Origin of the sequence: Morganella psychrotolerans, from assembly GCF_001676055.1 — a bacterium.
GTDB lineage: Bacteria > Pseudomonadota > Gammaproteobacteria > Enterobacterales > Enterobacteriaceae > Morganella > Morganella psychrotolerans_B.
Genome location: NZ_LZEX01000023.1, coordinates 184,602 through 207,755, shown reverse-complemented (window position 1 = coordinate 207,755; position 23,154 = coordinate 184,602). Strand labels below are relative to the sequence as shown.

Here is a 23,154-nt window from a genome sequence, read left to right as displayed (position 1 = left end):
GAGTCATCGCTCAGGAATCTTGTTATGAGAAGGATGCTGCGGACACGCCGGGTGGCGGGTTACTTTTTCACAAGCTGTGCGCCACCGTCATGCCAGATTTCAGCCCGGTAATGACCGGGAGACTCCGCACAAAAAAAGTAGCGGGCTGTACCGTCTGCAGTGACAAACGCAATACCGTCCGGCTCAGGACGCCAGGCGGTAACAGGCTGGTTTGCCGCGCCCGCCATGAAATGCAGCACAAAACCGTTTGCCGATGTATCCGGGATATCAGTCAGTATGACCGTCTGAGTGTGTTGCCCGCCGGTAAATTGCCATTCACCTTTTAACGCGCCCGCTGAGGGCAGAACCTGACTATCCGCCATGCTGTATCCCGGAAGAAAAAGAAGAGAAAATAGTGATAATATTAAGTATATGACAGGCATTTCAATCATTCCCTGTGCGGTACGGACGCCGCAGTGACTCCTGCCGCGCCCGTCTGCTGCATTACACGATAAAGTCAGTCGCGACATTTACCGTACCTACAATATCCACTTTAAAATCAGGCTGATACTGATTTCCGCCGATATTGATAAGCAGCTCTGTCAGATTTCTGTCATCATCATAACTGAGCATGGCTTCCCCGGATCTGCCACTGAACTCATTCACAAAGTGAATAAATTTGTCACCAAACCGGTTCTGATTCAGACCCTGTAAGTCAATTCTGTCCAGGCCGGTTGAGAAATCCATAATGCGATCAGGTTGCGCATACAGGGAATCTGTTACGGCAGAAAAGACAAAAATATCCTGCCCGATGCCGCCCCAGAGTGTGTCCTGCCCGGCACCGCCGTACAGAACATCATCCCCCGCATTACCCTTGAGAATATTGTCAGCATCATTGCCGATGATCACATCATTACCGCGCCCGCCGATGGCATTCTCAATCACCACACCGTGTGCAATTGAGACATTACCGGTCAGCCCGCCCACATCAGAAAATTTGCCTGATTCCAGGATAATCCGCTGATCATCAGAATAACGGGAGAAATCCAGCGTATCATTACCACCGCCATCCCAGATGCTGAAAATCAGTTTGTCACTGCCACTTTTTGCCGAGTAATAATCACGCCCGGTATTAGAGTTAAACCCATACACAGTATCATCCGACCGGGTATTGTAATTGGCACCATAGAGTTTCTGGATAGCCGTGATGTCATCCAGCATAGGGGCTGAAGCATAGCTTCCTTTATTATCCCCGCCGGTCATTTTTTCACTCCAGTAACTCATCACACTGTACTGTCGGGTATCTTCTGCATAATCAGCATTTTTATAAGACGGTGATCCCTGACCCGCGTTATAATCGCCCGGGTGCATTAATCCCAGGGAGTGACCGATTTCATGCGTAATAGTCAGGCGGCCGTAATTGCCGTTTTCCGGTGTAATATTCAGCGCACCCGGTGTTGAGCTGTACCAGGTCTGGCCGGACACATCATAACCGCGCGAATCTGTATACGGTCTGCCCCATTCATCACGACTGAACGGCAGCATGGCATAGGCCTGAGTATATTTATCATTAATATATCCGAAGGTGATATTGGTATAGATTTCACCTCTCCCTGCATTCACTTCAGTAAATTTAATATTTGCCACATCAGACCACGACTGTAGTGATAACCGCGCCTGTGTCTGCTGGTTTGCATTAAATCCCTGTAGTCCTTTATCACCGAATCCATTTTTGTACATACCGTCCCATGTCGGGAAAGAGTAAGTCACCTCCGCCGGCTGCCCTATTTTACCAATACCATTCCATGTTGTATTTTCCCGGGCTATATGGCTACCCGCATCAAATGTATCGTATGAGATTTTATTATTAATATAGCGTCCGTTACCCCGCTCCGGACTATTAAGAAAATCATGAATAAATGACCATCCGCCTTCCTTGCCGTATGCAACCACACTCATAAAATACCTCCGGTATATACCCTTATTCATTCAAACTTCTGCATCCTGAATGACATCAGGCATAGTCGTTAAACAGAACGAAGCTCACCTTAAAAATTCAGTAAAACTGATGTATCCCATCAGTCTGCACACGATAAACACATTAATTTAACTAATCTATGTGATGATAAATAAATGCATATTAATTCTGTTATTTGGTTTTGGAATGGCAGGAAACGGAAGAAGGCGCTCAGCTATCAGAGATAACCGGAGGAAAAATAATTACGTCACGCGGGGAAATGGTGCGATGAGGCGAAAAAAAAACCCGGCAATAATTTTGCCGGGTTTCTGTCACAACTGTCATCAGAGATCAGGTTCTCAGACCACGTCCTTTCTCTATCAGACGCCAGGTAAGAATATAAAATACGGCAATAAACAGACTCAGAACGCCGAGTGTTGTCGCCACAGAAACATCACTGATCCCTAAGAAACCATAGCGGAAGCCGCTAATCATATACACAATCGGATTGAGCTTTGAAACTGCCTGCCAGAATGCCGGTAACAGTGTCAGGGAGTAAAATACGCCGCCCAGATAAGTCAGCGGTGTCAGAACGAAGGTCGGAATAATACTGATATCATCAAAGCTTTTCGCAAACAGTGCATTAAGCAGCCCCGCCAGCGAGAAGAGGATCGAGGTCATCAGCAGTGTGGTGACAATCATAAACCATGAGTGGATATGCAGCGGTACAAAAAACAGGGAAATAAGCGTAACCAGTATGCCGACCAGCACACCACGCGCCACGCCGCCGCCGACAAACCCGGCAATTATCACATGAGTCGGCACCGGGGCGACCAGCAGTTCTTCAATACTTTTCTGGAATTTTGCACCAAAAAAGGAAGACGACACATTAGCGTAAGAGTTGGTTATCACGGACATCATAATAAGCCCGGGCACGATAAACTGCATGTACCCCACGCCGCCCATATCACCAATCCGGTTACCTATCAGATTCCCGAAGATAATAAAATAGAGCGACATCGTAATCACCGGCGGGATCAGTGTCTGTATCCAAATCCGCATAAAGCGGGTGATCTCTTTGCGCCAGATTGTTTTCAGCGCCACCCAGTACAACGACATCATTTTTCAGCCTCCGCATCATGATTAACCAGATGCACAAATAACTCTTCCAGACGGTTTGCTTTGTTGCGCATACTTAACACATCAATCCCCTGCGCATTCAATTGGGCAAAAACACCATTCAGCCCCTGCTCACGGCGGACGTCCACTTCCAGCGTTGAGGTATCTGTTAACTGATATTTATAGCCCTCAAGCTGCGGCAGCGGACTTTTTGCGCCTAAATCCAGGATAAAGGTTTCAGACTCCAGCTTGCTGAGTAACTCCTTCATACTGGTGTTTTCCACCAGCTCGCCGTGCTGGATAATCCCGATATTGCGGCACAGCATTTCTGCCTCTTCCAGATAGTGCGTCGTGAGGATGATAGTCGTCCCCTGCGCATTCAGCATTTTCAGGAAGCCCCACATTGAGCGGCGCAGTTCAATATCCACACCGGCAGTCGGTTCGTCGAGGATCAGCAGTTTCGGCTGATGCATCAGCGCGCGGGCAATCATCAGACGGCGTTTCATCCCGCCGGACAAGCGCATAGCGCGTTCATTGCGTTTTCCCCATAAATCCAGTTGCGTCAGGTAGATTTTTGCCCGCTCCTGCGCTAAATCGTGCGGCACGCCGTAATAGCCCGCCTGCTGTAATACAATCTGTAATACGGTTTCAAACGGGTTAAAGTTAAACTCCTGCGGTACCAGCCCCAGTTGGCGCTTCGCCAGCACCAGGTCAGTATCAATGTCATAGCCGAAAACCGAGACTTTCCCGGCGGTTTTATTGACCAGAGAGCTGATAATGCCGATGGTGGTGGATTTTCCTGCGCCGTTCGGACCCAGTAACGCATAGAAATCCCCGGCGCTGACTTTCAGGTCAATTCCCCGCAAAGCCTGTACGCCACCTGCATACTGCTTGGTTAATTGTGATATTTCCAGTGCATAGGTCATAACAGAAAAATACCTTTTTAATTTAGAAATTTGAGTGCAATATAAACCAAAATATTACCTGCGAACCGGAATCGGTTCTTGACAATTTGTCTTCTTTTCTGAAATTATTTAATAACAAATTATTAAAATTTAAATTTTTTATACACAGATTCTAGCGAAAGGATCTCCAACAGGCTATCCGTCATGATGAAAAAAATCGAAGAGCTGTTTGCCAATAACAAACAGTGGTCCGAATCCGTAAATGAAAAAGATCCGGATTTTTTCAAAGAACTCGCACAGGCTCAAAAGCCGCGGTTCCTCTGGATCGGCTGTTCTGACAGTCGTGTTCCCGCCGAAAAACTGATCGAAGCGGCCCCGGGAGACCTGTTTGTTCACCGTAATGTGGCAAATCTGGTTATCCATACTGATCTTAACTGTCTCTCCGTTATCCAGTATGCGGTGGATGTTTTACAGGTCGAACATATTATCGTCTGCGGTCACTATAACTGCGGCGGTATCCAGGCAGCCATCGAAGGCACCGAACTCGGGTTGATTAATAACTGGCTGCTGCATATCCGTGATATCTGGTATCAACACAGCTCTCTGCTGGGTGAACTCGCGCCGCAGGACAGAATCAATCGCTTATGCGAACTGAACGTGGTTGAGCAGGTGTATAACCTCGGTCACTCCACTATTATGCAGGCGGCATGGAAACGCGGTCAGCGCGTGATGATCCACGGCTGGATCTACGGGATAAACAAAGGTCTGCTTCACGATCTGGATATCAGCTCTGACAGCCGCGAAAAAATGGAACTGGTCTATCGTCAGGCGGTCGCCAAGCTGTCTAATATGTCACAGTCCTGATCCCGGGATTCATACAGTAAAATAAAACAGTATTTTCGGATACTGTTTTATTTATACCCTGGTTTTATTACGTATAGTTACCTGACAACCCGGGATTTAGTTGCCCTGTCCCTGATAATTTAATATAACTCCCCATAAATTTCATTTTATTCATAATAAAAGGATGTTTATGCAGACAATGATTATCAGGGATACGGGTATTTATTTCATCAAAGAACAAATCCACCCTAAATCCGGTTTTCCCTCATTCGCCAATACAATAGGCCCGTCAGGGAAACAAATTTACCGCATGGTTTTTCAACTTAAACTTGAGCAGGATATTTTCTACGAAAATAAAAGGGTCAATCACAACGACCTCAGTACCTGGCAGCAATTGCGGGCACTGTTTGATAAAAATCTTATCTCTCAGCAAGATAAAAAGGGCGGCAAAGCTATTGTCGGATTAGAATATGCCGGATTTGATACCTATGTAACACCGGTTGCCGGATTTGATAATTTTTTACCAAAATCGCTGACAACCGAATATGTCTACAATAATGATTTACTGCCAAGCCCGTACCTTTACGGAAAAGATCCGATACCATCGGTCAGATTATACAATAACCCGCATGTACAATTTTTTATAGATCAGGGCGGAACCGGTATTCCTACAGCATTGGGAAAATTTGATAAAAAAAACCGCCATCTGGGGATCATCAAAAATGAAAGCGATTTCACTAAAATATTGGATTTAATTAAGGCTGGTTATGAAAAAAAATAATCTGCTGATAATCATTTTATTTGGTTTTATCAATTTATTAACCGGGTACTTTTTTGTCCGGCTTGCAGCTGACGCTTACCTCCCGGCCGGCAGCACATTAATTTATAATGATATTACGTCTATTTTCATCACGAGCCTGATATTTTCGGCCGGATTCTTATGTATCAGCCTGATATCATTTGGTATTATTTATACGATAACGAAAAAAATAACAGTGATGAGCGCAATATTAATGACAGTGAGTAATATTATTGTGCTGATGCTTGTATCCTTTTGTTACGGGAAAATATATTTCAGTACCAGTGCGCCGGAAGAACTGAACTATATATCATCATCTCTGTTTCATTATTTTCAGTTACTACTGTTAACTGCATTTATTTCGCCGCTTATCCAGGCAGGCATCCTGAAACTGATAAAACGCTGATATTCCGATACAAAAATGGCGCCTTTCCGGCGCCATTTTGTCTGAGATGATAATAAAACTATCACTCTTCCAGCAGTGTCACATGCCCGATATACGGCAGGTGGCGGTAGCTCTGTGCATAATCGATGCCATAGCCCACCACAAATTTATCTTCAATTGCATAACCCACCCACTCCACCGGTACATTTACTTCACGGCGGCAGGGTTTATCCAGCAGTGTGCAGATAGACACAGAGTTCGGGCCGCGCAGAGAGAGAATATCGCGCACACGATGCAATGTATTACCGGAATCAATAATATCTTCCACGATCAGCACATCTTTGCCGCGGATATCTTCATCCAGATCTTTGACAATTTTCACATCACGGGTGGAGGATGTACCGCTGCCGTAGCTGGATACGGTCATAAAATCCACTTCATGCGGAACATCAATTTTACGGCATAAATCAGCCATAAAAATAAAAGAGCCTTTCAGCAATCCGACTAAGACCAGATCTTTATCGCTGTGACGATAGTGTGCGGAAATTTCACTGCCGAGTTCGGCAACACGCTGCTGAATCTCCGCTTCGGAGATCATTGTATCTAAGGTATGTTTCTTCATGATTTTTTTGCCGTCAACGCTACGCTGTTACAGTGGTTCAGTATTAAACAGAAAGGAATTTCTACCCAACGTCATTCTGGATGCAGCCAACGAACCTGCAGTCTGAATGAATAAGGGTATAATACTGGTCAGAAAGCGCGTTAGTTTAACATACCCCGGATAAATTCGCGATAACGGGCGGGAGAACAAACGTGTCCGCGCCACATAATGACGCGGATGACAGAATGCACAGAAATAAATCAGGCAGAAACCGTAAAGCCCATCATCATCCCGGTATCTTCATGCTCCAGCAGATGGCAATGCGCCATGTACGGATGTGCATTGGTTGCCGGATGATCAAATTTCACCAGAACTTCGCTGACATCACCTTCGATACGGACGATATCTTTCCAGCCCTGCCGGTGTGCTGCCGGTTTACGTCCGCCTTCACTGAGGATACGAAAACGCGTGCCGTGAATATGGAACGGGTGCAGCATCATGTCGCCCACGCCGGAAATCACCCAGCGCTCCGTTTGCCCTTGTTTCACATCAAACGCACTTTCTGTCATTGAGAACGGCAGACCATTAATACTGTTGGCATTCATCATATCAATATTTCCGGAGCCGCAATGACCGCCGCCACTGTTACCGCCGCCGTGCATTCCGCGGCTCATGCCTTTCATGCCGCTGCCCATATTGCCATGGCCACCCATATTGCCCATGCCGCCATGATTGCCCATACCGGCCATGGCCTGCGGGCCATATTTGTCTGTCAGCATCATCATGCCCTGCATATCAAGGCGCATATCCATCATCAGACGGAACTCACGCACCGGCAGGCGGGAGGCATCAATCAGCGCCGGCATTGCCGACAGAACATCCGGCAGTTTACCGCGCGCGGCATCCAGTGTCGGACGGACAGCCAGTACCGGCAGCGGATTATCAAACGGAGCGAGTGTCATGCCCATCTGGCGTACCGGCAGCGTGATAATATCAAACGGCTGACCATCAGAGGTATCCACCAGCACTTCAAAACGTTCTCCCATGAGGATCGGTAATTCCTGCACTTTTACCGGTTCACCCAAAAGACCGCCGTCACTCGCCACCACGTACAGCGGACGCCCGTCACTGGTGGCTATCCGCAGGCTGCGGGCATTGCAACCGTTGAGCAGACGCAGACGTAACCAGCCGCGTGGTGCCATATGCTGCGGATACACCGCGCCGTTCGTCAGCATCATGTCGCCGAACCAGCCGACCGCCGCAGACATCACATCGAGCTGATAATCAATTTCACCGTTTGCTTTCAGGCGCTTATCCTGCAAGACGACGGGGATATCATCCACGCCCCACTGATTCGGTAATCCGGTGGTGGCGGAGTTTTCATCTTCAATCAGTACCAGTCCCGCGAGCCCCATCGCGACCTGATACCCGGTTTTTCCGTGGGTATGCGGATGGAACCAACAAGTTGCCTCCGGTTGATCCGGGGTAAAATTGACGGTCCGGGTTTTACCCGGCTCAATAATCGCCTGCGGACCGCCATCCTGCTCACCGCTGATTTCCAGCCCGTGCCAGTGAACCGTGGTCGCTTCCGGTAATTTATTCACAATATCCACGGTGACCGGTTTGCCGCGTTTCAATTTCAGCGCAGGGCCGAGCAAGTCGCCGTTATATCCCCATGTCGGTGTGGTTTTTCCGGCAGCAAAAGAGACCTGTCCCTGCTGAATGTTCAGGGTGATTTTTTGTGCATTATCAGAGGTTAAAAGTGGCGGGATCCCCAGGGAAGGTCGGTTTTCAGCGGCAAAGGCAAACCGGCTCCATGCCGGCAGCATCGTGGCAGCACCTAAGAATACGCTATATTTCAAAAAATCACGTCGTTGCATGATATGCTTCCTTTATCATCAATAATGATATGCTATGACAAATTGATTCAGTTCTGTTATAGCAAAGGCTAAACCCTGACCTAAGGGCAAGGTCAATATAATGCCACGCTGAAAACAGGGGCTTTACACCACTTTAGTCAGGCTATTAAATTCACGACAAAACTATTAAAATCTTCACATAAACTGACAGGCGTCACCGGTACACTACCTTTATGAAAATATTACTTAGTCTTTTAATCAGCTTTGCTATGTTGCTTTCCCTTCCTGCGAAAGCACTGACGCCGTCACAGGCTGAAGATCTTGCCGGGCTGACCGCTGTTTTTATCTATCTGAAAAATGATTGTGGCTATCAGGATCTGCAGAATTCCAGGATCGAAAAAGCCATTTTATTATTTGCACAAAGTAACCGCTGGGATATGAGCAATTACAACATCAAAGAGATGGCAAAATTGAATAAAGAGAATTATCTCGACATCAAAGAGATCAAGCTCTCAGAAAACTATAAATGTACCGCTCTTGCCCGTGATTCACTCTCACTGCTTGCTTACGTAAAATAATCAGCCTGTCGGTTGCCGGTAAATTGCCCGCAACCGAATCGGTTAAGCTGTAAAAAAAACGCCGGATAGCTGATTTCTGCGTGAATCCCCTCGATTATCATTCACTATATTGATATAACCTTTACTCAATTTCCCCCTCTCTGACTGATAACACGCTGTCCGGACATGATAAAAATAGCGCTCATCGATGACCATGTAGTCGTACGGTCAGGTTTTGCCCAACTCCTGACCCTGGAACCGGATATCACAATTGCCGGACAATATGCCAGTGCCAAAGAAGCATGGCCGGAACTGACCCGCCTGAATATTGATGTGGCTATCATGGATATCTCCATGCCCGATGAAAACGGGTTACAGTTGCTGACCCGCCTGCGTGAGCACAATGCGGCTTTCCGCACCATCATTCTGAGTATTTATGATACGCCGGCTTTTGTGCAGAGTGCACTGGATGCAGGTGCGGCGGCCTATCTGACCAAACGCTGCGGTCCGGAAGAGCTGGTTCAGGCGGTACGTTCCGTGCATCAGGGCGGCTGTTATCTGTGTGCGGATGCAATGCGCGCCCTGCGCCAATCGCCGCCGGAAAACCGGGCACTGAATGACCTGACGCCGCGTGAGCGTGAAGTTTTTGACCTGCTGGTCGGCGGAATGAGTGTGAAAGCCATTGCGGATAAATTGACACTCAGCCACAAAACCGTGCATGTTCACCGCGCCAACGTGCTGGGAAAACTGCACTGTGACAACACCATTGATCTGGTTCATTTTGCCCTGGCGCATCATCTGATCGCGGGACAATAGCCCATGAGCCGCAGTGCGCGTCTGCTGTTACAATCTGTGTTTCTGCTGTTTACCTATTCACTGACCTGGATAGGGCTTTGGATCATCAGTTTTTATCTCAGCCCGGACAGTATGCTGTCCACCTTATTTCTGCCGCAGGGATTACGCCTGGCACTGATGATCCTGCTGTGGCGTCGCTTCTGGCCGGTATTATTGCTGTCTGAATTATTGCTGAGTATCTGGTTATCGCAGGAACAGCTGATGCCGCACACCGCTGTTCTGCTCTCCCCGTTGCTGAGCCTGCTTACCGCCTTTGCCGTACAGGCTATCTGGTGGCGCTACACACTGTACTGGCAGCGGCTGTTACTGCTGCTTGCCGGTGTCGGGATCAACAGTATTCTGCATACTGTCCTGTTCGCCCTGCTTACTCCTCTGAGTGTCAGCCAGGTATTTCTTACCAGCTTTACCGGCGGTATTTTGCTGACACCTTTCGTGTATCTGATTTATGAATATCTCCATGAGCAGCATTTCCGCCTGATCCTAGATTATGGCTCACCAGATCCGCAACTGCGCACATCACTGCTGATGTGGTGTTTTCTTTTCTGTCTGGCGGGGCTCAGCGCACAACTGTTTTTCACCCCGGAGATTGAGCGTCTTCTGGTGCTGCTGGTGTTTATCCCGAATGTCTTTATGGCCTACCGCTATGGCTGGCAGGGTGGCGTGTTATCCGCCCTGCTCGGCAGCCTGATCATCACCTTTGCGCGGCAGTTTAACGGCGCATTTGCTGATCTTCAGGAATTACAGATGTTTATGAGTACCCAGGCGCTGATTGGTATCGGATTAGGAATTGCCATCAGCCGCCAGCAGCAGTTATCGCGCAATTTACAGCGCTACCGCGAACGGCTGGAGCAGGAACTGCAGGCGCGACGTGATCTGATGCAGAAACTGGTGCATACGGAAGAAGATGTCAAAAAAGCCATTGCCCGCGAGCTTCACGATGAAATCGGGCAGAACATTACGGCGATTCAGATCCAATCCATGCTGGTCAAAAAGACAGCGCCTGATCCGCGCAGTTGTCAGGCCGCCGCACAGATAAACGAGCTGGCGCAGAAGATCCATCACTCCACCCGCCAGTTACTGCGTGAACTGCGCCCGCCGGTACTGAATGAAATGTCACTGGAAGATGCCCTGCGCCACCTGATTGCGGAGTTTGCTTTCGGGGAAAATGCCATTCAATGTGATTTTCATTATGAGCTGAAACAGGCACCGGAAAACGAGACCGTTCTGTTTACGCTCTACCGGCTTGTTCAGGAATTGTTAAATAATATCAGCAAGCACGCCGGGGCAACGCATATTCTGATCTCACTGAAACAGACCCGTGACACGATACAGCTTCATGTGAGTGATAACGGCATCGGAATACCTGATAACAAACGCAGCGGCGGCTTTGGCCTGCGCGGCATTGAAGAACGGGTGCAGGCGCTCGGTGGCGACTGGACGCTGACCACCAGCGGCGGTACCCGGATTATTGTTAACCTGCCCACATTTTCTGATGAAAATCATGAAAACTAAGACTAATTCCTAGTCACCTACTACCTTATCTCATCCTTTTCATTGACAGATTGATTACATTTCTCATCCTGAGCGGGAGCATCTATGGATAAAACGTATCATTTTTGGCGCAACAAACTGATGTTATCGATGATTATCGGTTACGCCACGTTTTATCTGACCCGCAAAAGTTTCAATTTTGTCATGCCGGTTATGCAGGCTGAGTTATTTCTGGATAAAAGCGATATCGGCTGGATAGCCACTGCGTTTTACCTCAGCTACGGCATCTCAAAGTTTTTGTCCGGAATTTTTCACGACATTACAGGCTACCGCTGGTTTATGGGTGCAGGGCTGTTTATGACCGGCGTGCTCAATATCGTATTCGCCTGGTGCCTGTCATTTCCTGCTTTGCTGATCGTCTGGACACTGAACGGTTTTTTTCAGGGATGGGGCTGGCCGCCGTGCGCCCGCATCCTGACACACTGGTATTCGCGCAACGAGCGCGGTTTCTGGTGGGGATTATGGAATATCTCCATCAACCTCGGCGGCATTACCCTGCCGCTGCTGACCGCCTGGCTGGCAACACAGTACAGCTGGCAGATGGCACTGATTGTGCCGGGGATTATCGGCATGGTGACCGGTCTGTGGCTCAGTACCCGGTTACACGGCACGCCGCAGGAAGAGGGGCTGCCGAGTGTCGGACAATGGCGGCATGACCCGTCAGAGCTGCGCCAGGAGCAGTTATCGCCGCCGCAGCCGATGCTGACTATTCTGAAAGAGACGATTTTATGTAACCGGATGATCTGGTTACTCGGTTTTTCCTACATTCTCGTTTATCTCATCCGTATGGCGATAAACGACTGGGGAACCTCTGGTTATCTGAAACACACGGTGCAAATCTGCTGAGTGCCAATGCCATATTGTCACTCTTTGAATTAGGCGGATTACTGGGTGCGGTCTGTGCGGGATGGGGGTCAGATATTTTGTTCCGCGGTCAGCGGGCACCGATGATCCTGCTGTTTTCCTTAGGTTTGTTTGTTGCTGTCAGCGCTTTATGGCTAATGCCAATCCATCACTACGGACTGCTGGCAGTATGTTTCTTTAGTATCGGCTTCTTTGTATTCGGGCCGCAAATGTTAATCGGGCTGGCGGCGACAGAATATTGCCATAAAAAAGCCGCCGGCACGGTAACGGGCTACCTCGGTCTGTACGCCTATTTAGGGGCGGCAATGGCGGGGTGGCCACTCGCTCAGGTCATGGCACATTACGGCTGGCAGGGAATGTTTACCCTGCTGACCAGTGCTGCGGCGCTGACGGGATTACTGCTGATGCCTCTTCTGATTGCGAATGTCAGCAAACGCGAGCATCTGGCAGGCTCTGTTTCACTCTCCGATGACAGAACCCTATAAAAGGAATGAACTGATAATGAAACTTAACACCCTCTCTGCTCTTGTTGCTGCCGGTTTATCACTGGCGGCTGTTACCACCTCAGCTAATGCCGCCGGTCGTCTGGTTGTTTATTGCAGCGCAACCAATGCGATGTGCGAAGCCGAAACCCAGGCATTCGCCAAAAAATATGATGTCAAAACCACGTTTGTCCGCAACGGTTCCGGCAGTACGCTGGCAAAAATCGAAGCTGAAAAACGTAACCCGCAGGCCGACGTCTGGTACGGCGGTACATTAGATCCGCATTCACAGGCGGGTGAAATGGATCTGCTGGAGCCTTACAAATCCCCGAATTTAGACCAGATCATGCCGCAGTTCCGTGATCCGGCCAAACGCAAAGGCAACTACTCTTCCGCCGTTTATGTCGGGATCCTGGGCTTCGGTGTGAATAAAGATCGTCTGAAAGAAAAAGGTCTGCCGATCCCGACCTGCTGGAAAGATCTGACCAAGCCGGAATACAAAGGCGAAATTCAGATTGCGGATCCGCAAAGCTCCGGTACGGCATACACCGCACTGGCAACCTTTGATCAGTTATGGGGCAATGCACAAGCCTTTGATTACCTGAAAAAACTCAACGGTAATATCTCCCAGTACACCAAATCCGGTATTGCCCCGGCGCGTAACGCCGCCCGTGGTGAATCAGCCATTGGTATCGGCTTCCTGCATGACTATTCTCTGGAAGTCGAAAACGGTGCACCGCTGGAATTAATCGCGCCATGTGAAGGAACCGGTTATGAAATCGGCGGGATCAGTATCCTGAAAAATGCCCGCAACATGGATAACGCCAAACTGTTCACCGATTTCGTGCTCTCCAAAGAAGCACAGGAAATCAGCTGGAAAGAAGGTAAATCTTACCAGATCCTGACCAACACCACGGCTGAATCCTCACCTATGTCACTGAAACTCGCTGACCTGAAACTGATCAATTACGATATGGATAAATACGGCGATGCCGAAATCCGTAAAGATCTGATCAACAAATGGGTCACTGACGTCAAAATGAGTAAGTAATGTTGTCCGCCGTGCGGTGATCGCCGCACGGCGTTATTAAATTAAATAATAATTATATTGCTCTGATTCATTCGGTCGGCAAATGAAACAAACCGATGAGCTTACACCTGTAAGTGATTCCGTTTGTGAATGAAGCCAATGCATCTGCAAACTGAATGAGAGCGGGCAAGGGAGATTTCTATGTCTCAGACCCTGACTCTGTCTTCAAAACAGGGACGGGATACCATCTTCTTATGGTTACTGATCGCGTGGCTGGGTTTTGCCCTGCTGCCGTCATGGAGCCTGGATTATGGTTTAACCGACTCCACACAAGATGAAATTTTAGCCGCTTACGGCTGGAACGGACTTAACATCAGCTGGCTCTGGTATCTGCTGCCGTCAGTGCTGTTTTTCCGTCCGCTGACACCGGCGTCCCGTAACCAGCGGAGCCGGCACTACACCGATATTGCCATTGCGGCACTGACCCTGGTTGTGACTATTCTCAGCGCAATATGGGAAGGCAAAGGACTGGGTTACTCTGCCATTGTGCTGTTTATTTCACTCGGCATGATAATGACCCTCGCCCTCAAACGCCTGGAATGGCTGGGTGGCGATCAGTTTGTTATCGGATCACTGATTGCCGTTGTCGGGCTGATTGCCGTATTTATTGTCTTCCCGAGTGTCGCGATTTTCATCCCGATGTTCACGGACAATAACGGGGATTTCGCGCCTTTCGCGTTTGTCGCGATCCTGACGCAGTCCCATATTGTGCAGGTTATCTGGAACTCTGTAATTCTCTCCCTCGCCGTGGGTGCGGGATGTACTTTCTTCGGGCTGATCCTGGCTATTTATACCACCCGAATCGCCAAACGTTCTGCCATTATCGGCCGTATTTTCTCTATCCTGCCGATTGTTACCCCGCCGTTTATTGTCGGGCTGGGTGTGACACTGATGATGGGACGCTCCGGGTATGTAACCGAATTTCTGGCGACTTACGCCGGGCTTGAAAACACCAACTGGCTGTATGGTTTCACCGGTATCTGGCTGGCACAAGTGCTCGCGTTTACACCGATGTCCTTTATGATCCTCGACGGCGCTATCAAAACGATTCACCCGTCGCTGGAAGAAGCCTCTTATACCCTGCGCGCCAACCGTTTTCAGACGTTTTTCAACGTCTTTATGCCACTGCTGAAACCGGCGCTGGCGAATGCGTTCCTGATTGTTATTGTGCAATCACTGGCAGACTTCAGTAACCCGCTGGTTCTCGGCGGTAACTTTGATGTGCTCGCCACACAGATCTATTTCTATATCACCGGCTCCCAGCTCGATTATCAGGCAGCAAGTACCCTGGGTGCATCCCTGCTGGTCTTCTCCCTGCTTATCTTCTGTGTGCAGTATATGTGGATTGGCAAGCGCTCTTACGTCACGGTTTCCGGAAAATCCTACCGTGGTGATGTACAGCCATTACCGGTGGCACTGGTTACCTTTGTGACTATTTTCCTGGCAATCTGGGTGGTCTTCAACCTGGTACTGTACGGCAGCATTTTCTACGGTAGCTTCACTGTAAACTGGGGCGTGGATTACACCTTAACCCTGGATAACTTTGTCAAACTGTTTGGTCAGGGCATGAATGACGGCGCGTGGCCTTCACTGCTCGATACCCTGCTCTACGCTGGTATCGCTGCACCAATCACGGCGGTTCTTGGTCTGCTGATAGCTTACATTGTTGTACGCCAGGAGTTCCGGGGTAAGAAAACCATCGAATTCACCACCATGCTCTGCTTTGCTGTACCGGGCACAGTCGCAGGGGTTTCTTACATTCTCGCCTTTAATGATTCACCGTTTTATATCACCGGTACTGCCGCTATCGTCATTATCTCCATGACCATGCGTAACGTTCCGGTCGGGATCCGTGCCGGTATTGCCGGTCTGGGACAGATAGATAAATCGCTGGATGAAGCCTCACTCAGCCTGCGCGCGGGATCAATGCGGACAATTTTCCACATCCTGCTGCCGCTGTTGCGCCCGGCGATTCTCTCAGCACTTATCTACAGCTTTGTCCGTGCGATAACCACGGTCAGCGCCATCGTGTTCCTCGTCACACCGGACACCCGCGTGGCAACCGCGTACATCCTCAACCGGGTGGAAGACGGCGAATACGGCGTGGCGATTGCGTATGGTTCAATTCTTATCGTCGTGATGCTGGCGATTATCTTCCTGTTCGACTTTTTGATTGGCGAAGCCCGTGTTTCACGTTCCAAAGCCAAAAATGCACAGTAATCACGGAGTAACCGACATGACACAACGTAGTTTTGTTGAATTAAAAAATGTGACTAAACGCTTTGGCACCAACACGGTCATCGACGATTTAAGTCTTTCCATTCCGCAAGGCAGCATGGTCACACTGCTCGGCCCGTCCGGCTGCGGTAAAACCACGGTACTGCGCCTGGTTGCCGGTCTGGAAAAACCGACTGAAGGGAAGATGTTTATTGATGGCGAGGATGTAACTGACCGTTCCATCCAGCAGCGTGATATCTGTATGGTGTTCCAGTCTTATGCCCTGTTCCCGCACATGTCTCTCGGGGACAACGTCGGTTACGGGCTGAAAATGCTCGGGCGTCCGAAAGCAGAGATCAAAGAGCGCGTGGAAGAAGCTCTGGAGATGGTCGATCTCGCCGGGTTCGGCGATCGCTTTGTTGATCAGATCTCCGGCGGACAGCAGCAGCGTGTCGCACTGGCGCGTGCATTGATCCTCAAACCGAAAGTGCTGTTATTTGATGAGCCGCTGAGTAACCTGGATGCCAACCTGCGCCGCAGCATGCGGGAAAAAATCCGTGAATTACAGCAGCAATTTAATATCACCTCTCTTTATGTCACCCACGACCAGAGCGAAGCGTTTGCCGTTTCCGATATGGTGCTGGTAATGAATAAAGGGAAGATTATGCAGCTCGGTTCACCGCAGGAGCTGTACCGCCAGCCGGCATCAAAATTTATGGCAAGCTTTATGGGGGATGCCAATATCTTCCCGGCCACATTAAGTCATGATGCTGTGGAGATTTTCAATTACCGCCTGCCGCGTCCGCCGCAGTTTGTCACAGAGAAAAGCAGTGTCACTGTAGGGGTTCGCCCTGAAGCGATTACCCTGAGTTTACAGGGTGATGAAAGCCAGCGCTGTACAGTCACGCATGTTGCTTATATGGGGCCGCAGTATGAAGTGACTGTAGACTGGCACGGGCAATCAATGCTGCTGCAAATCAATGCCACTCAATTACAGCCGTCTGCGGGAGAGAGTTTGTTCCTGCAAATTCATCCGTACGGTATGTTTATTCTTGAAGAAAAACAATAAATTACATTAATATTAAAACCGCACCAAAATGGTGCGGTTTTTTTTAGCCACTGCTCACGTTTACTTATTTTTTATAACTGTAACCCGCTGAGAAATTCTCACGTGCCTGATCCTGTGCCGCGTCAAAGAATTTAGCCACTTCTTCTGCGGTTTGTTTCGGCAGTTTTTTCGCGGCATGCTGAATACGTTTCAGTGCTTCTGTCGCATCAGAACGGATTTTATCCGTATTCTGTTGGGTCAGTTTACCAAAGCGTTTTTTCACATCACCGTTCACAATCACCGTATCCACCCCGGATGCCGTGGTCTGTAATACAACAGAGCCCGCCGGATAGCTTGATGGTACAAAGGCTTCTTTCTGAGAAACAATCACGATATCCGCTTTTTTACCTTTGGTAATTGAGCCGATTTCTTTCTCCATCCCCATCGCTTCCGCACTGCCGTGTGTTGCCCAGGTCAGTGCATCGCGCACACCTAAACCAATCTTAGTGGTGGTTTTTCCGGTACGGTTTGCTTCCGCTTCACTGTCCATGCAGCGCTGGAACTGCAGCCCCAGACGCATCTGAGAGAAAAGGTCACCGGAACCGACACACACGATGTCACTGCTCAGACCCGGTTTAAAACCATGATCGATACTGGCACGGAACGGCGGACGCCCCATCCCCATCTGCATTTCAGTTTCCGGTGCGATAGACACTTTACCGCCGGTTTCTTTCAGAATATCCCACTCGCTGTTGTCCAGCGAAGTACAATGGATATGTAAATGTCCCGGTTTCAGCAGGTTATTATGTTTCAGTTCATGCAGGCCTTTGAGCAGGATTGATTTTTCTGCCGCCCCGGTGTGAGATGCCACAAAAATACCCAATTCATTTGCCAGCTCGATCTCTTTCGCTGTATCTGCAAACGGAAGCGTCCCGAAATCACTCAGCAGGACACCCATCTGGTTCAGGGTTTTATTGCCGGAGCCATAATATTGCTGATGCATTTGTTTCATCACATCCAGGCGTTGCTGATGGCTGCGGAAACGGTTTGGTCCTTTAAAATCATACGCCTGCATACCATAGGCGTAGATGCTGCGGATCCCGGATGCACGCAGGGATTCAATTGCCGCCGGTGCGTGATCAGGTGAATTCACACAGTCACAGCAGTCGAGAATAGTTGTCACACCGGCATTCAGTGCTTCCACTGAGCCGACTAATGCCGCCATGCGGATGTCTTCTGCTTCCATTACCGAGCCGATGCCATAAAACGTGGAGCCAAGAAAACCCGCCAGTGACATGTCTGCCGAAATCCCGCGCAGCAGAGACATCCAGGTGTGGCGGTGACTGTCGATAATCCCCGGAAGAATAATACCGCCATCAGCATCAATCAGTTCCGCATCCACATTGGCAAATTTAGATACCGGACCCACATCAATAATTTTGTCGCCGTCAACCAGCACTGCGCCGTCTTCAATATCCCCGAACTCTTCATCCATTGTGATGAGATAGCCGTTATAAATCAGCTTGTTACGTTTATCCGTTTTAATATAGGTTTTATTTTTATCATCCGCGCCTGTCAATACCGGGTTACCGCCGGCTAACGCTGAGTGGCTGCCGATAGCCCCGGCCGCCAGGCCCATTGTTCCTATCCCGGCATTTTTCAGAAAAGATCGTCTTGAGGGATCCTGCGCTTTATCTGTCATTTCGTTATTACTCCGCTTATCGCACTGTTAGTTATCAACGCACAGGTGGGTTTGTACCCACCAGTACAGAATGAAAGTCTAACAAGAGTAATTCGTATTCTCCAGTACATATTGTGTGATTTTATGTGCAGCCGGATACGGCACACAGTTTTTCCTGCGTAATTTCGTTATACCCAACGTCATTCAGATTACAGGCTGGCTGAGCGAAGCCAACGAACCTGTAGTTTGAATGGATAAGGGTATACACTGCGGGTTGTGTTTTTCACAGATCTAACCGGGGTAAGAAACAGGATGTCGGCGGTAGTTAACGGATTAATCAGGAAAACAGGTATTCTTGCACTGTGCGGGCTGCTGAGCGGCTGTGGAGTATTTTATGGTGCAATGTGCGGCAGTATGACTCTGTTCACGCCTTCGGAGTCTGTAACAAAAATTCCGGTTCCGGATGCAACAGTGGCTCAGCCTTATGATCAAATCATTGAGGTTGCCCCTCACTCCGGGATGATCCCCTTTGATGTCACCGGTAAGCCGGAATGGATGATAGTCACGCTTTTATCAAAAAATAACGCCGGTGAATGGATACCGCTTATCACAGAAGAAGAATGGCAGACGCGTGTGATGAAAGCGGAAGAACGCCCGTTGATCGCCGCCCGCCTGCAGGGTACACCGCCGGAGCGCGGAAACGTTCGGGTAAATATAAAAGGTACGTCCTACCGCACCATGTGCGGCACTTCTGATCCGGTCTATTCCCTGCGCTTTAAGGTCAGAGAATAATCAGGTTACGGCTGCTGATCCTGATCCGCCCGGCTGTCGGACAGTGCCTGGTTGATAATCGCTTTTGCCATCCATTGTGTAATATCGATGACCCCGCTATCATCCATCTTCCAGATATCTTTCATCACCAGAAAAACTTCTGAGCCATAAACCAATGAAAATGCACGGATAACTTTATCCAGCGTGTCGTTATCCACCTGACTTTTCAGCGGCTCCACCACATTTGCCAGAATCGCTTTACGGTGCCCTCTGATCAGTTTTTTCTCATCATTAACCTGCGATTTGGCAGATGCTGAGCGATCCTGTGCCCACTGCTGTAACGACACATACAGCGCGGCACGTAATGCCCCTTCATGTTTAAACATTTGCGGATACGCAAATGCAAGCAACTGCTCCATGCGGGTGTGTGTCTCCGGGCTGTCCGAACGCCAGGTCAGAATCGGGCCCAGGCTGGCATTGACGGTGGCAGAAATCAGATCACTTTGTGTCGGAAAATAACGGTATGCCGTTGCACGGGAAACACCGGCATCGGCTGCCAGTTCAGATACTGACGGAATCGCGCCCTGCTCAAAAAGAGTCAGTGCCGTGTTAATAAGTAAATTAAATGTCCTTCTCCGGGTGCCGGAATAAGGCACTCCATCATCAGTACAGGCCATAACTGATTTATCCTTTAAACATGCTTTCTGTAAGTTTTTGCGTCGCTATCTTACACAACATCCCCGCCTGCAACACCATTGTGACCATTTTTTATTATAAATATGATTTAAAGATAGACAAATTGAGACTAATGTCTCAAAATCAGCCAAACAAAATGATACTGTCGTCTCACTTTGGTTATCATGCGTTATCAGACATCAGGTATACCTTTGAGGTTAACAATGACTAACAATAAAGGCGCTATCTATATCGCCACAACGCTTGATACGAAAAGTGATGAAATTTTTTACATCAGCGGGTTAATTCAGCGCACCGGCTTAACTGTACGGACGGTAGATTTAACCACCAAACCCGGTCAGTTAGCACGGGAAGCCGATGTTTGCGCCCGCGATGTTGCGGCATGCCACCCTGAGGGTGAAAATGCTGTGTTTTGCGGCGATCGCGGTCAGGCTATTGCGGCGATGGCTGTCGCATTTGAATGCTTTATTGCAAAACAACATGATATAGCAGCACTTCTCGGTTTAGGCGGATCCGGCGGAACGGCACTGATTACACCAGCAATGCAATCCCTGCCAATCGGCATTCCCAAACTCATGGTTTCCACCATGGCATCCGGTGATATTTCCGGCTATATCGGCGCAAGCGATATTGCCATGCTTTACTCTGTCACTGATGTCTCCGGCCTGAACCGAATTTCACGTAAAGTTCTCCGTAACGCGGCAAATCAAATTGCCGGGGCGGTTTACTTTAATCAGGAAGAGCAGGTAACTGATAAACCTGCCATTGCACTGACAATGTTTGGTGTCACCACACCCTGTATTCAGCAACTCAGTAAAGAACTGGATACAGATTATGATTGTCTGGTCTTTCACGCCACCGGCAGCGGCGGCAAGGCGATGGAAAAACTGGCGGACGATAAATTATTCGACAGTATCCTGGATCTGACCACGACAGAGGTGTGTGATTACCTTTTCGGCGGCGTTCTTGCCTGTGATGAAGACCGTTTTGGTGCCATTGCCCGTTCAGAAACGCCGTATATCGGCTCCTGCGGCGCGCTTGATATGGTGAATTTCTCCCGCCCGTCTACCGTACCGGAGAAGTACGCAGACCGGCAGTTTTATCATCATAATGCCCAGGTCACACTGATGCGGACCACACCGGCAGAAAATGCAGAAATGGGACGCTGGATAGCAGAAAAACTCAACCGCTGTAATGGTGATGTTATTTTTATCATTCCTGAAGGTGGCTTTTCCGCACTGGATGCCGAAGGTGCACCGTTCTGGTCACCAGAAGCTGACCACGCTTTTATTGATGCTTTTGAAACTCATTATAAACAAACAGAAAAACGTATTTTACTCAAATGCCCGTATCATATTAATGACCCGGAATTTACCCGATTTGTCATTAACCAACACCAGATACTACGGGCGAAATAAGGAGACACAGCATGCCACTTTCCCGTGACGCACTACTTAAAAAATTCAATGATATGATCGCACGCGGCGAGCCGATTATCGGTGGCGGTGCCGGTACAGGGTTGTCTGCAAAATGCGAAGAAGCCGGTGGTATCGATCTTATCGTAATTTATAATTCAGGACGTTACCGTATGGCCGGGCGTGGTTCGCTGGCAGGTCTGCTGGCTTACGGCAATGCGAATGAAATCGTGATGGATATGGCGAAAGAAGTCCTTCCGGTGGTAAAACACACCCCTGTTTTAGCCGGGGTTAACGGAACAGATCCCTTCTGTCAGTTTGACAAATTTCTTGATGAGATCAAAGCAACCGGATTTTCCGGGGTACAAAACTTCCCGACGGTCGGGCTGATTGACGGGAAATTCCGTGCCAATCTGGAAGAAACCGGTATGGGCTATGCGCTTGAAGTCGATATGATCCGTAAAGCACATGAGAAAGGGCTTCTTACCACACCGTATATTTTCAGCCGTGAAGATGCCATTGCCATGACACAGGCGGGAGCCGATATTCTGGTTCCGCACATGGGTCTGACGACCGGCGGCAATATTGGTGCCGAAACAGCAACGACCCTGGATGATTGCATTGACATGATTAATGACTGGACGAAAGCGGCGAAAGCTATCCGTCCGGATGTGATTATCCTGTGCCACGGCGGGCCTATCGCCACGCCGGAAGATGCGCAATATATTTTAGAACACTGTCCTGAGTGCCACGGTTTTTACGGAGCCAGCTCTATGGAGCGTTTACCGGCAGAAACAGCACTGAAAGCGACAACCGAAGCCTTTAAAAATATAAAAAGATAGTTATCACCATTATGCCTGTCTTCACAGGCAAAAGCCGACACCGGGTGCCTGCAATATCTGTTGCAGGCATTTTTTATCTGCGTTTTTTCAGCACAAATCAAACGATAAAAAGATCTGACTTATTAAAGTCAGATCTTAATTATATATACCCAACGTCATTCAGGGTGCAGGAAGGCGGCAAGGGAAAACAGACGGGGAGCATACATCAGTATGTGACCCAGCTGGTTGACCGCAGCCAACACACCTGCAGTTTGAATGAATAAGGGTATAATACTAATCAGATAATATTATAAGAATAACACCAGCCATAAATGGATTTTTATGCTTTCAGGATACGTGCGTTATCAATGATCAGGTTAACGCCCTGACCAATACCTGCAATGGCTTTAACCGGGCTTAAACCAACCGCAGCACCGATACCAGAGCCTAATGTTGCACCAGCAAGTGCAAAGTTGGTATTTTTACCGGCAACTTTATAAGACACGTCAACAATTGAACCGATAGCCTGACCCATAGAAGCACCATAAGATGAAGTCAGTGCAGAAAGAAGAATCAAACCACCACTTACATCATTTAATTCTGTTTGTGCTAATACTTTCATTTTTATTTCCCTATATACTAAAACACTTACTATTTAT

20 protein-coding genes and 1 pseudogene are annotated in these 23,154 nt (G+C 48.7%); 12 read left to right on the top strand and 9 right to left on the bottom strand.

Translation table 11 applies throughout. From position 1 onward, the window contains the following. Positions 1-59: 59 nt before the first annotated feature. The 4 genes from AYY17_RS12900 to AYY17_RS12885 form a co-directional block, all read right to left on the bottom strand. Positions 60-362: an AprI/Inh family metalloprotease inhibitor gene (locus AYY17_RS12900; RefSeq protein ID WP_067424242.1), complete on the bottom strand. Its 303-nt coding sequence runs from the start codon at positions 360-362 to the stop codon at positions 60-62. A gap of 121 nt (positions 363-483) precedes the next feature. Further along, positions 484-1,938, bottom strand: a complete 1,455-nt coding sequence (locus tag AYY17_RS12895) for a serralysin family metalloprotease (protein ID WP_067424240.1) — start codon at positions 1,936-1,938, stop codon at positions 484-486. Between the two features lie 349 nt (positions 1,939-2,287). After that, positions 2,288-3,058 carry an ABC transporter permease gene (locus AYY17_RS12890; RefSeq protein WP_067424238.1) on the bottom strand — a complete coding sequence of 257 codons (771 nt, stop codon included), beginning with the start codon at positions 3,056-3,058 and terminating at the stop codon, positions 2,288-2,290. Then, complete coding sequence (locus tag AYY17_RS12885; protein ID WP_067424236.1) at positions 3,055-3,981, bottom strand: ABC transporter ATP-binding protein; 927 nt, start codon at positions 3,979-3,981, stop codon at positions 3,055-3,057. Before AYY17_RS12885 ends, AYY17_RS12890 begins: the two co-directional genes overlap by 4 nt. Before the next feature lie 183 nt (positions 3,982-4,164). Here AYY17_RS12885 and can point away from each other — a divergent pair, with 183 nt between their 5' ends. Further along, entirely contained in the window at positions 4,165-4,824 is a 660-nt protein-coding gene (can, locus tag AYY17_RS12880) for a carbonate dehydratase (RefSeq protein ID WP_067403807.1), read from the top strand. Between the two features lie 169 nt (positions 4,825-4,993). Further along, complete coding sequence (locus AYY17_RS12875; RefSeq protein WP_067424233.1) at positions 4,994-5,584, top strand: hypothetical protein; 591 nt, start codon at positions 4,994-4,996, stop codon at positions 5,582-5,584. Between the two features lie 485 nt (positions 5,585-6,069). Here AYY17_RS12875 and hpt read toward each other — a convergent pair whose 3' ends face one another. After that, positions 6,070-6,609 carry a hypoxanthine phosphoribosyltransferase gene (gene hpt, locus AYY17_RS12865; RefSeq protein WP_202906090.1) on the bottom strand — a complete coding sequence of 180 codons (540 nt, stop codon included), beginning with the start codon at positions 6,607-6,609 and terminating at the stop codon, positions 6,070-6,072. Positions 6,610-6,848: 239 nt separating this feature from the next. Then, on the bottom strand, positions 6,849-8,468 hold the full coding sequence (cueO, locus tag AYY17_RS12860; protein WP_067424230.1) for a multicopper oxidase CueO: 1,620 nt from the start codon (positions 8,466-8,468) through the stop codon (positions 6,849-6,851). Positions 8,469-8,680: 212 nt separating this feature from the next. Between cueO and AYY17_RS12855 the strand changes: the two genes are divergently transcribed. From AYY17_RS12855 to fbpC, 7 genes and pseudogenes are all read left to right on the top strand, one after another. Beyond that, on the top strand, positions 8,681-9,025 hold the full coding sequence (locus tag AYY17_RS12855; RefSeq protein WP_067403776.1) for a YacC family pilotin-like protein: 345 nt from the start codon (positions 8,681-8,683) through the stop codon (positions 9,023-9,025). A gap of 165 nt (positions 9,026-9,190) precedes the next feature. Next, entirely contained in the window at positions 9,191-9,820 is a 630-nt protein-coding gene (locus AYY17_RS12850) for a response regulator transcription factor (protein ID WP_067403773.1), read from the top strand. A 3-nt stretch (positions 9,821-9,823) separates the two neighbouring features. Next, the gene (locus AYY17_RS12845; protein WP_067424228.1) at positions 9,824-11,371 is read left to right on the top strand and encodes an MASE1 domain-containing sensor histidine kinase; all 1,548 of its coding nucleotides are present in this window, start codon (positions 9,824-9,826) and stop codon (positions 11,369-11,371) included. 84 nt (positions 11,372-11,455) lie between these two features. After that, positions 11,456-12,759, top strand: a pseudogene (uhpC, locus tag AYY17_RS12840) (MFS transporter family glucose-6-phosphate receptor UhpC). 16 nt (positions 12,760-12,775) lie between these two features. Next, on the top strand, positions 12,776-13,807 hold the full coding sequence (locus AYY17_RS12835) for an ABC transporter substrate-binding protein (protein ID WP_067424226.1): 1,032 nt from the start codon (positions 12,776-12,778) through the stop codon (positions 13,805-13,807). A 180-nt stretch (positions 13,808-13,987) separates the two neighbouring features. Beyond that, positions 13,988-16,066 (top strand): ABC transporter permease, encoded by a 2,079-nt coding sequence (locus AYY17_RS12830; RefSeq protein ID WP_067424224.1) that lies wholly within the window; start codon positions 13,988-13,990, stop codon positions 16,064-16,066. Positions 16,067-16,082: 16 nt separating this feature from the next. Further along, on the top strand, positions 16,083-17,132 hold the full coding sequence (gene fbpC / locus AYY17_RS12825; RefSeq protein ID WP_067424222.1) for a ferric ABC transporter ATP-binding protein: 1,050 nt from the start codon (positions 16,083-16,085) through the stop codon (positions 17,130-17,132). Positions 17,133-17,196: 64 nt separating this feature from the next. On the opposite strand, the gene AYY17_RS12820 is transcribed toward fbpC, so the two are convergent. Continuing rightward, positions 17,197-18,813 (bottom strand): amidohydrolase family protein, encoded by a 1,617-nt coding sequence (locus tag AYY17_RS12820; RefSeq protein WP_082981390.1) that lies wholly within the window; start codon positions 18,811-18,813, stop codon positions 17,197-17,199. A gap of 291 nt (positions 18,814-19,104) precedes the next feature. Between AYY17_RS12820 and AYY17_RS12815 the strand changes: the two genes are divergently transcribed. After that, entirely contained in the window at positions 19,105-19,584 is a 480-nt protein-coding gene (locus AYY17_RS12815; RefSeq protein WP_067424220.1) for a hypothetical protein, read from the top strand. Between the two features lie 5 nt (positions 19,585-19,589). Here the strand turns inward: AYY17_RS12815 and AYY17_RS12810 are convergent, their stop codons facing one another. Beyond that, complete coding sequence (locus AYY17_RS12810) at positions 19,590-20,240, bottom strand: TetR/AcrR family transcriptional regulator (RefSeq protein ID WP_067424219.1); 651 nt, start codon at positions 20,238-20,240, stop codon at positions 19,590-19,592. Positions 20,241-20,462: 222 nt separating this feature from the next. Between AYY17_RS12810 and AYY17_RS12805 the strand changes: the two genes are divergently transcribed. Further along, positions 20,463-21,677 (top strand): Tm-1-like ATP-binding domain-containing protein, encoded by a 1,215-nt coding sequence (locus AYY17_RS12805; protein WP_067424218.1) that lies wholly within the window; start codon positions 20,463-20,465, stop codon positions 21,675-21,677. A gap of 11 nt (positions 21,678-21,688) precedes the next feature. After that, positions 21,689-22,516: a phosphoenolpyruvate hydrolase family protein gene (locus AYY17_RS12800; protein ID WP_067424217.1), complete on the top strand. Its 828-nt coding sequence runs from the start codon at positions 21,689-21,691 to the stop codon at positions 22,514-22,516. Between the two features lie 319 nt (positions 22,517-22,835). Here AYY17_RS12800 and AYY17_RS12795 read toward each other — a convergent pair whose 3' ends face one another. Next, on the bottom strand, positions 22,836-23,117 hold the full coding sequence (locus AYY17_RS12795) for a hypothetical protein (RefSeq protein ID WP_067424216.1): 282 nt from the start codon (positions 23,115-23,117) through the stop codon (positions 22,836-22,838). Positions 23,118-23,154: the final 37 nt, after the last annotated feature.

Coding starts and splice junctions, on each gene's coding strand:
- AYY17_RS12900 (WP_067424242.1), bottom strand. CDS start 362: ATGGCGGATAGTCAGGTTCTGCCCTCAGCGGGCGCGTTAAAAGGTGAA.
- AYY17_RS12895 (WP_067424240.1), bottom strand. CDS start 1,938: ATGAGTGTGGTTGCATACGGCAAGGAAGGCGGATGGTCATTTATTCAT.
- AYY17_RS12890 (WP_067424238.1), bottom strand. CDS start 3,058: ATGATGTCGTTGTACTGGGTGGCGCTGAAAACAATCTGGCGCAAAGAG.
- AYY17_RS12885 (WP_067424236.1), bottom strand. CDS start 3,981: ATGACCTATGCACTGGAAATATCACAATTAACCAAGCAGTATGCAGGT.
- can (WP_067403807.1), top strand. CDS start 4,165: ATGATGAAAAAAATCGAAGAGCTGTTTGCCAATAACAAACAGTGGTCC.
- AYY17_RS12875 (WP_067424233.1), top strand. CDS start 4,994: ATGCAGACAATGATTATCAGGGATACGGGTATTTATTTCATCAAAGAA.
- hpt (WP_202906090.1), bottom strand. CDS start 6,609: ATGAAGAAACATACCTTAGATACAATGATCTCCGAAGCGGAGATTCAG.
- cueO (WP_067424230.1), bottom strand. CDS start 8,468: ATGCAACGACGTGATTTTTTGAAATATAGCGTATTCTTAGGTGCTGCC.
- AYY17_RS12855 (WP_067403776.1), top strand. CDS start 8,681: ATGAAAATATTACTTAGTCTTTTAATCAGCTTTGCTATGTTGCTTTCC.
- AYY17_RS12850 (WP_067403773.1), top strand. CDS start 9,191: ATGATAAAAATAGCGCTCATCGATGACCATGTAGTCGTACGGTCAGGT.
- AYY17_RS12845 (WP_067424228.1), top strand. CDS start 9,824: ATGAGCCGCAGTGCGCGTCTGCTGTTACAATCTGTGTTTCTGCTGTTT.
- AYY17_RS12835 (WP_067424226.1), top strand. CDS start 12,776: ATGAAACTTAACACCCTCTCTGCTCTTGTTGCTGCCGGTTTATCACTG.
- AYY17_RS12830 (WP_067424224.1), top strand. CDS start 13,988: ATGTCTCAGACCCTGACTCTGTCTTCAAAACAGGGACGGGATACCATC.
- fbpC (WP_067424222.1), top strand. CDS start 16,083: ATGACACAACGTAGTTTTGTTGAATTAAAAAATGTGACTAAACGCTTT.
- AYY17_RS12820 (WP_082981390.1), bottom strand. CDS start 18,813: ATGACAGATAAAGCGCAGGATCCCTCAAGACGATCTTTTCTGAAAAAT.
- AYY17_RS12815 (WP_067424220.1), top strand. CDS start 19,105: ATGTCGGCGGTAGTTAACGGATTAATCAGGAAAACAGGTATTCTTGCA.
- AYY17_RS12810 (WP_067424219.1), bottom strand. CDS start 20,240: ATGGCCTGTACTGATGATGGAGTGCCTTATTCCGGCACCCGGAGAAGG.
- AYY17_RS12805 (WP_067424218.1), top strand. CDS start 20,463: ATGACTAACAATAAAGGCGCTATCTATATCGCCACAACGCTTGATACG.
- AYY17_RS12800 (WP_067424217.1), top strand. CDS start 21,689: ATGCCACTTTCCCGTGACGCACTACTTAAAAAATTCAATGATATGATC.
- AYY17_RS12795 (WP_067424216.1), bottom strand. CDS start 23,117: ATGAAAGTATTAGCACAAACAGAATTAAATGATGTAAGTGGTGGTTTG.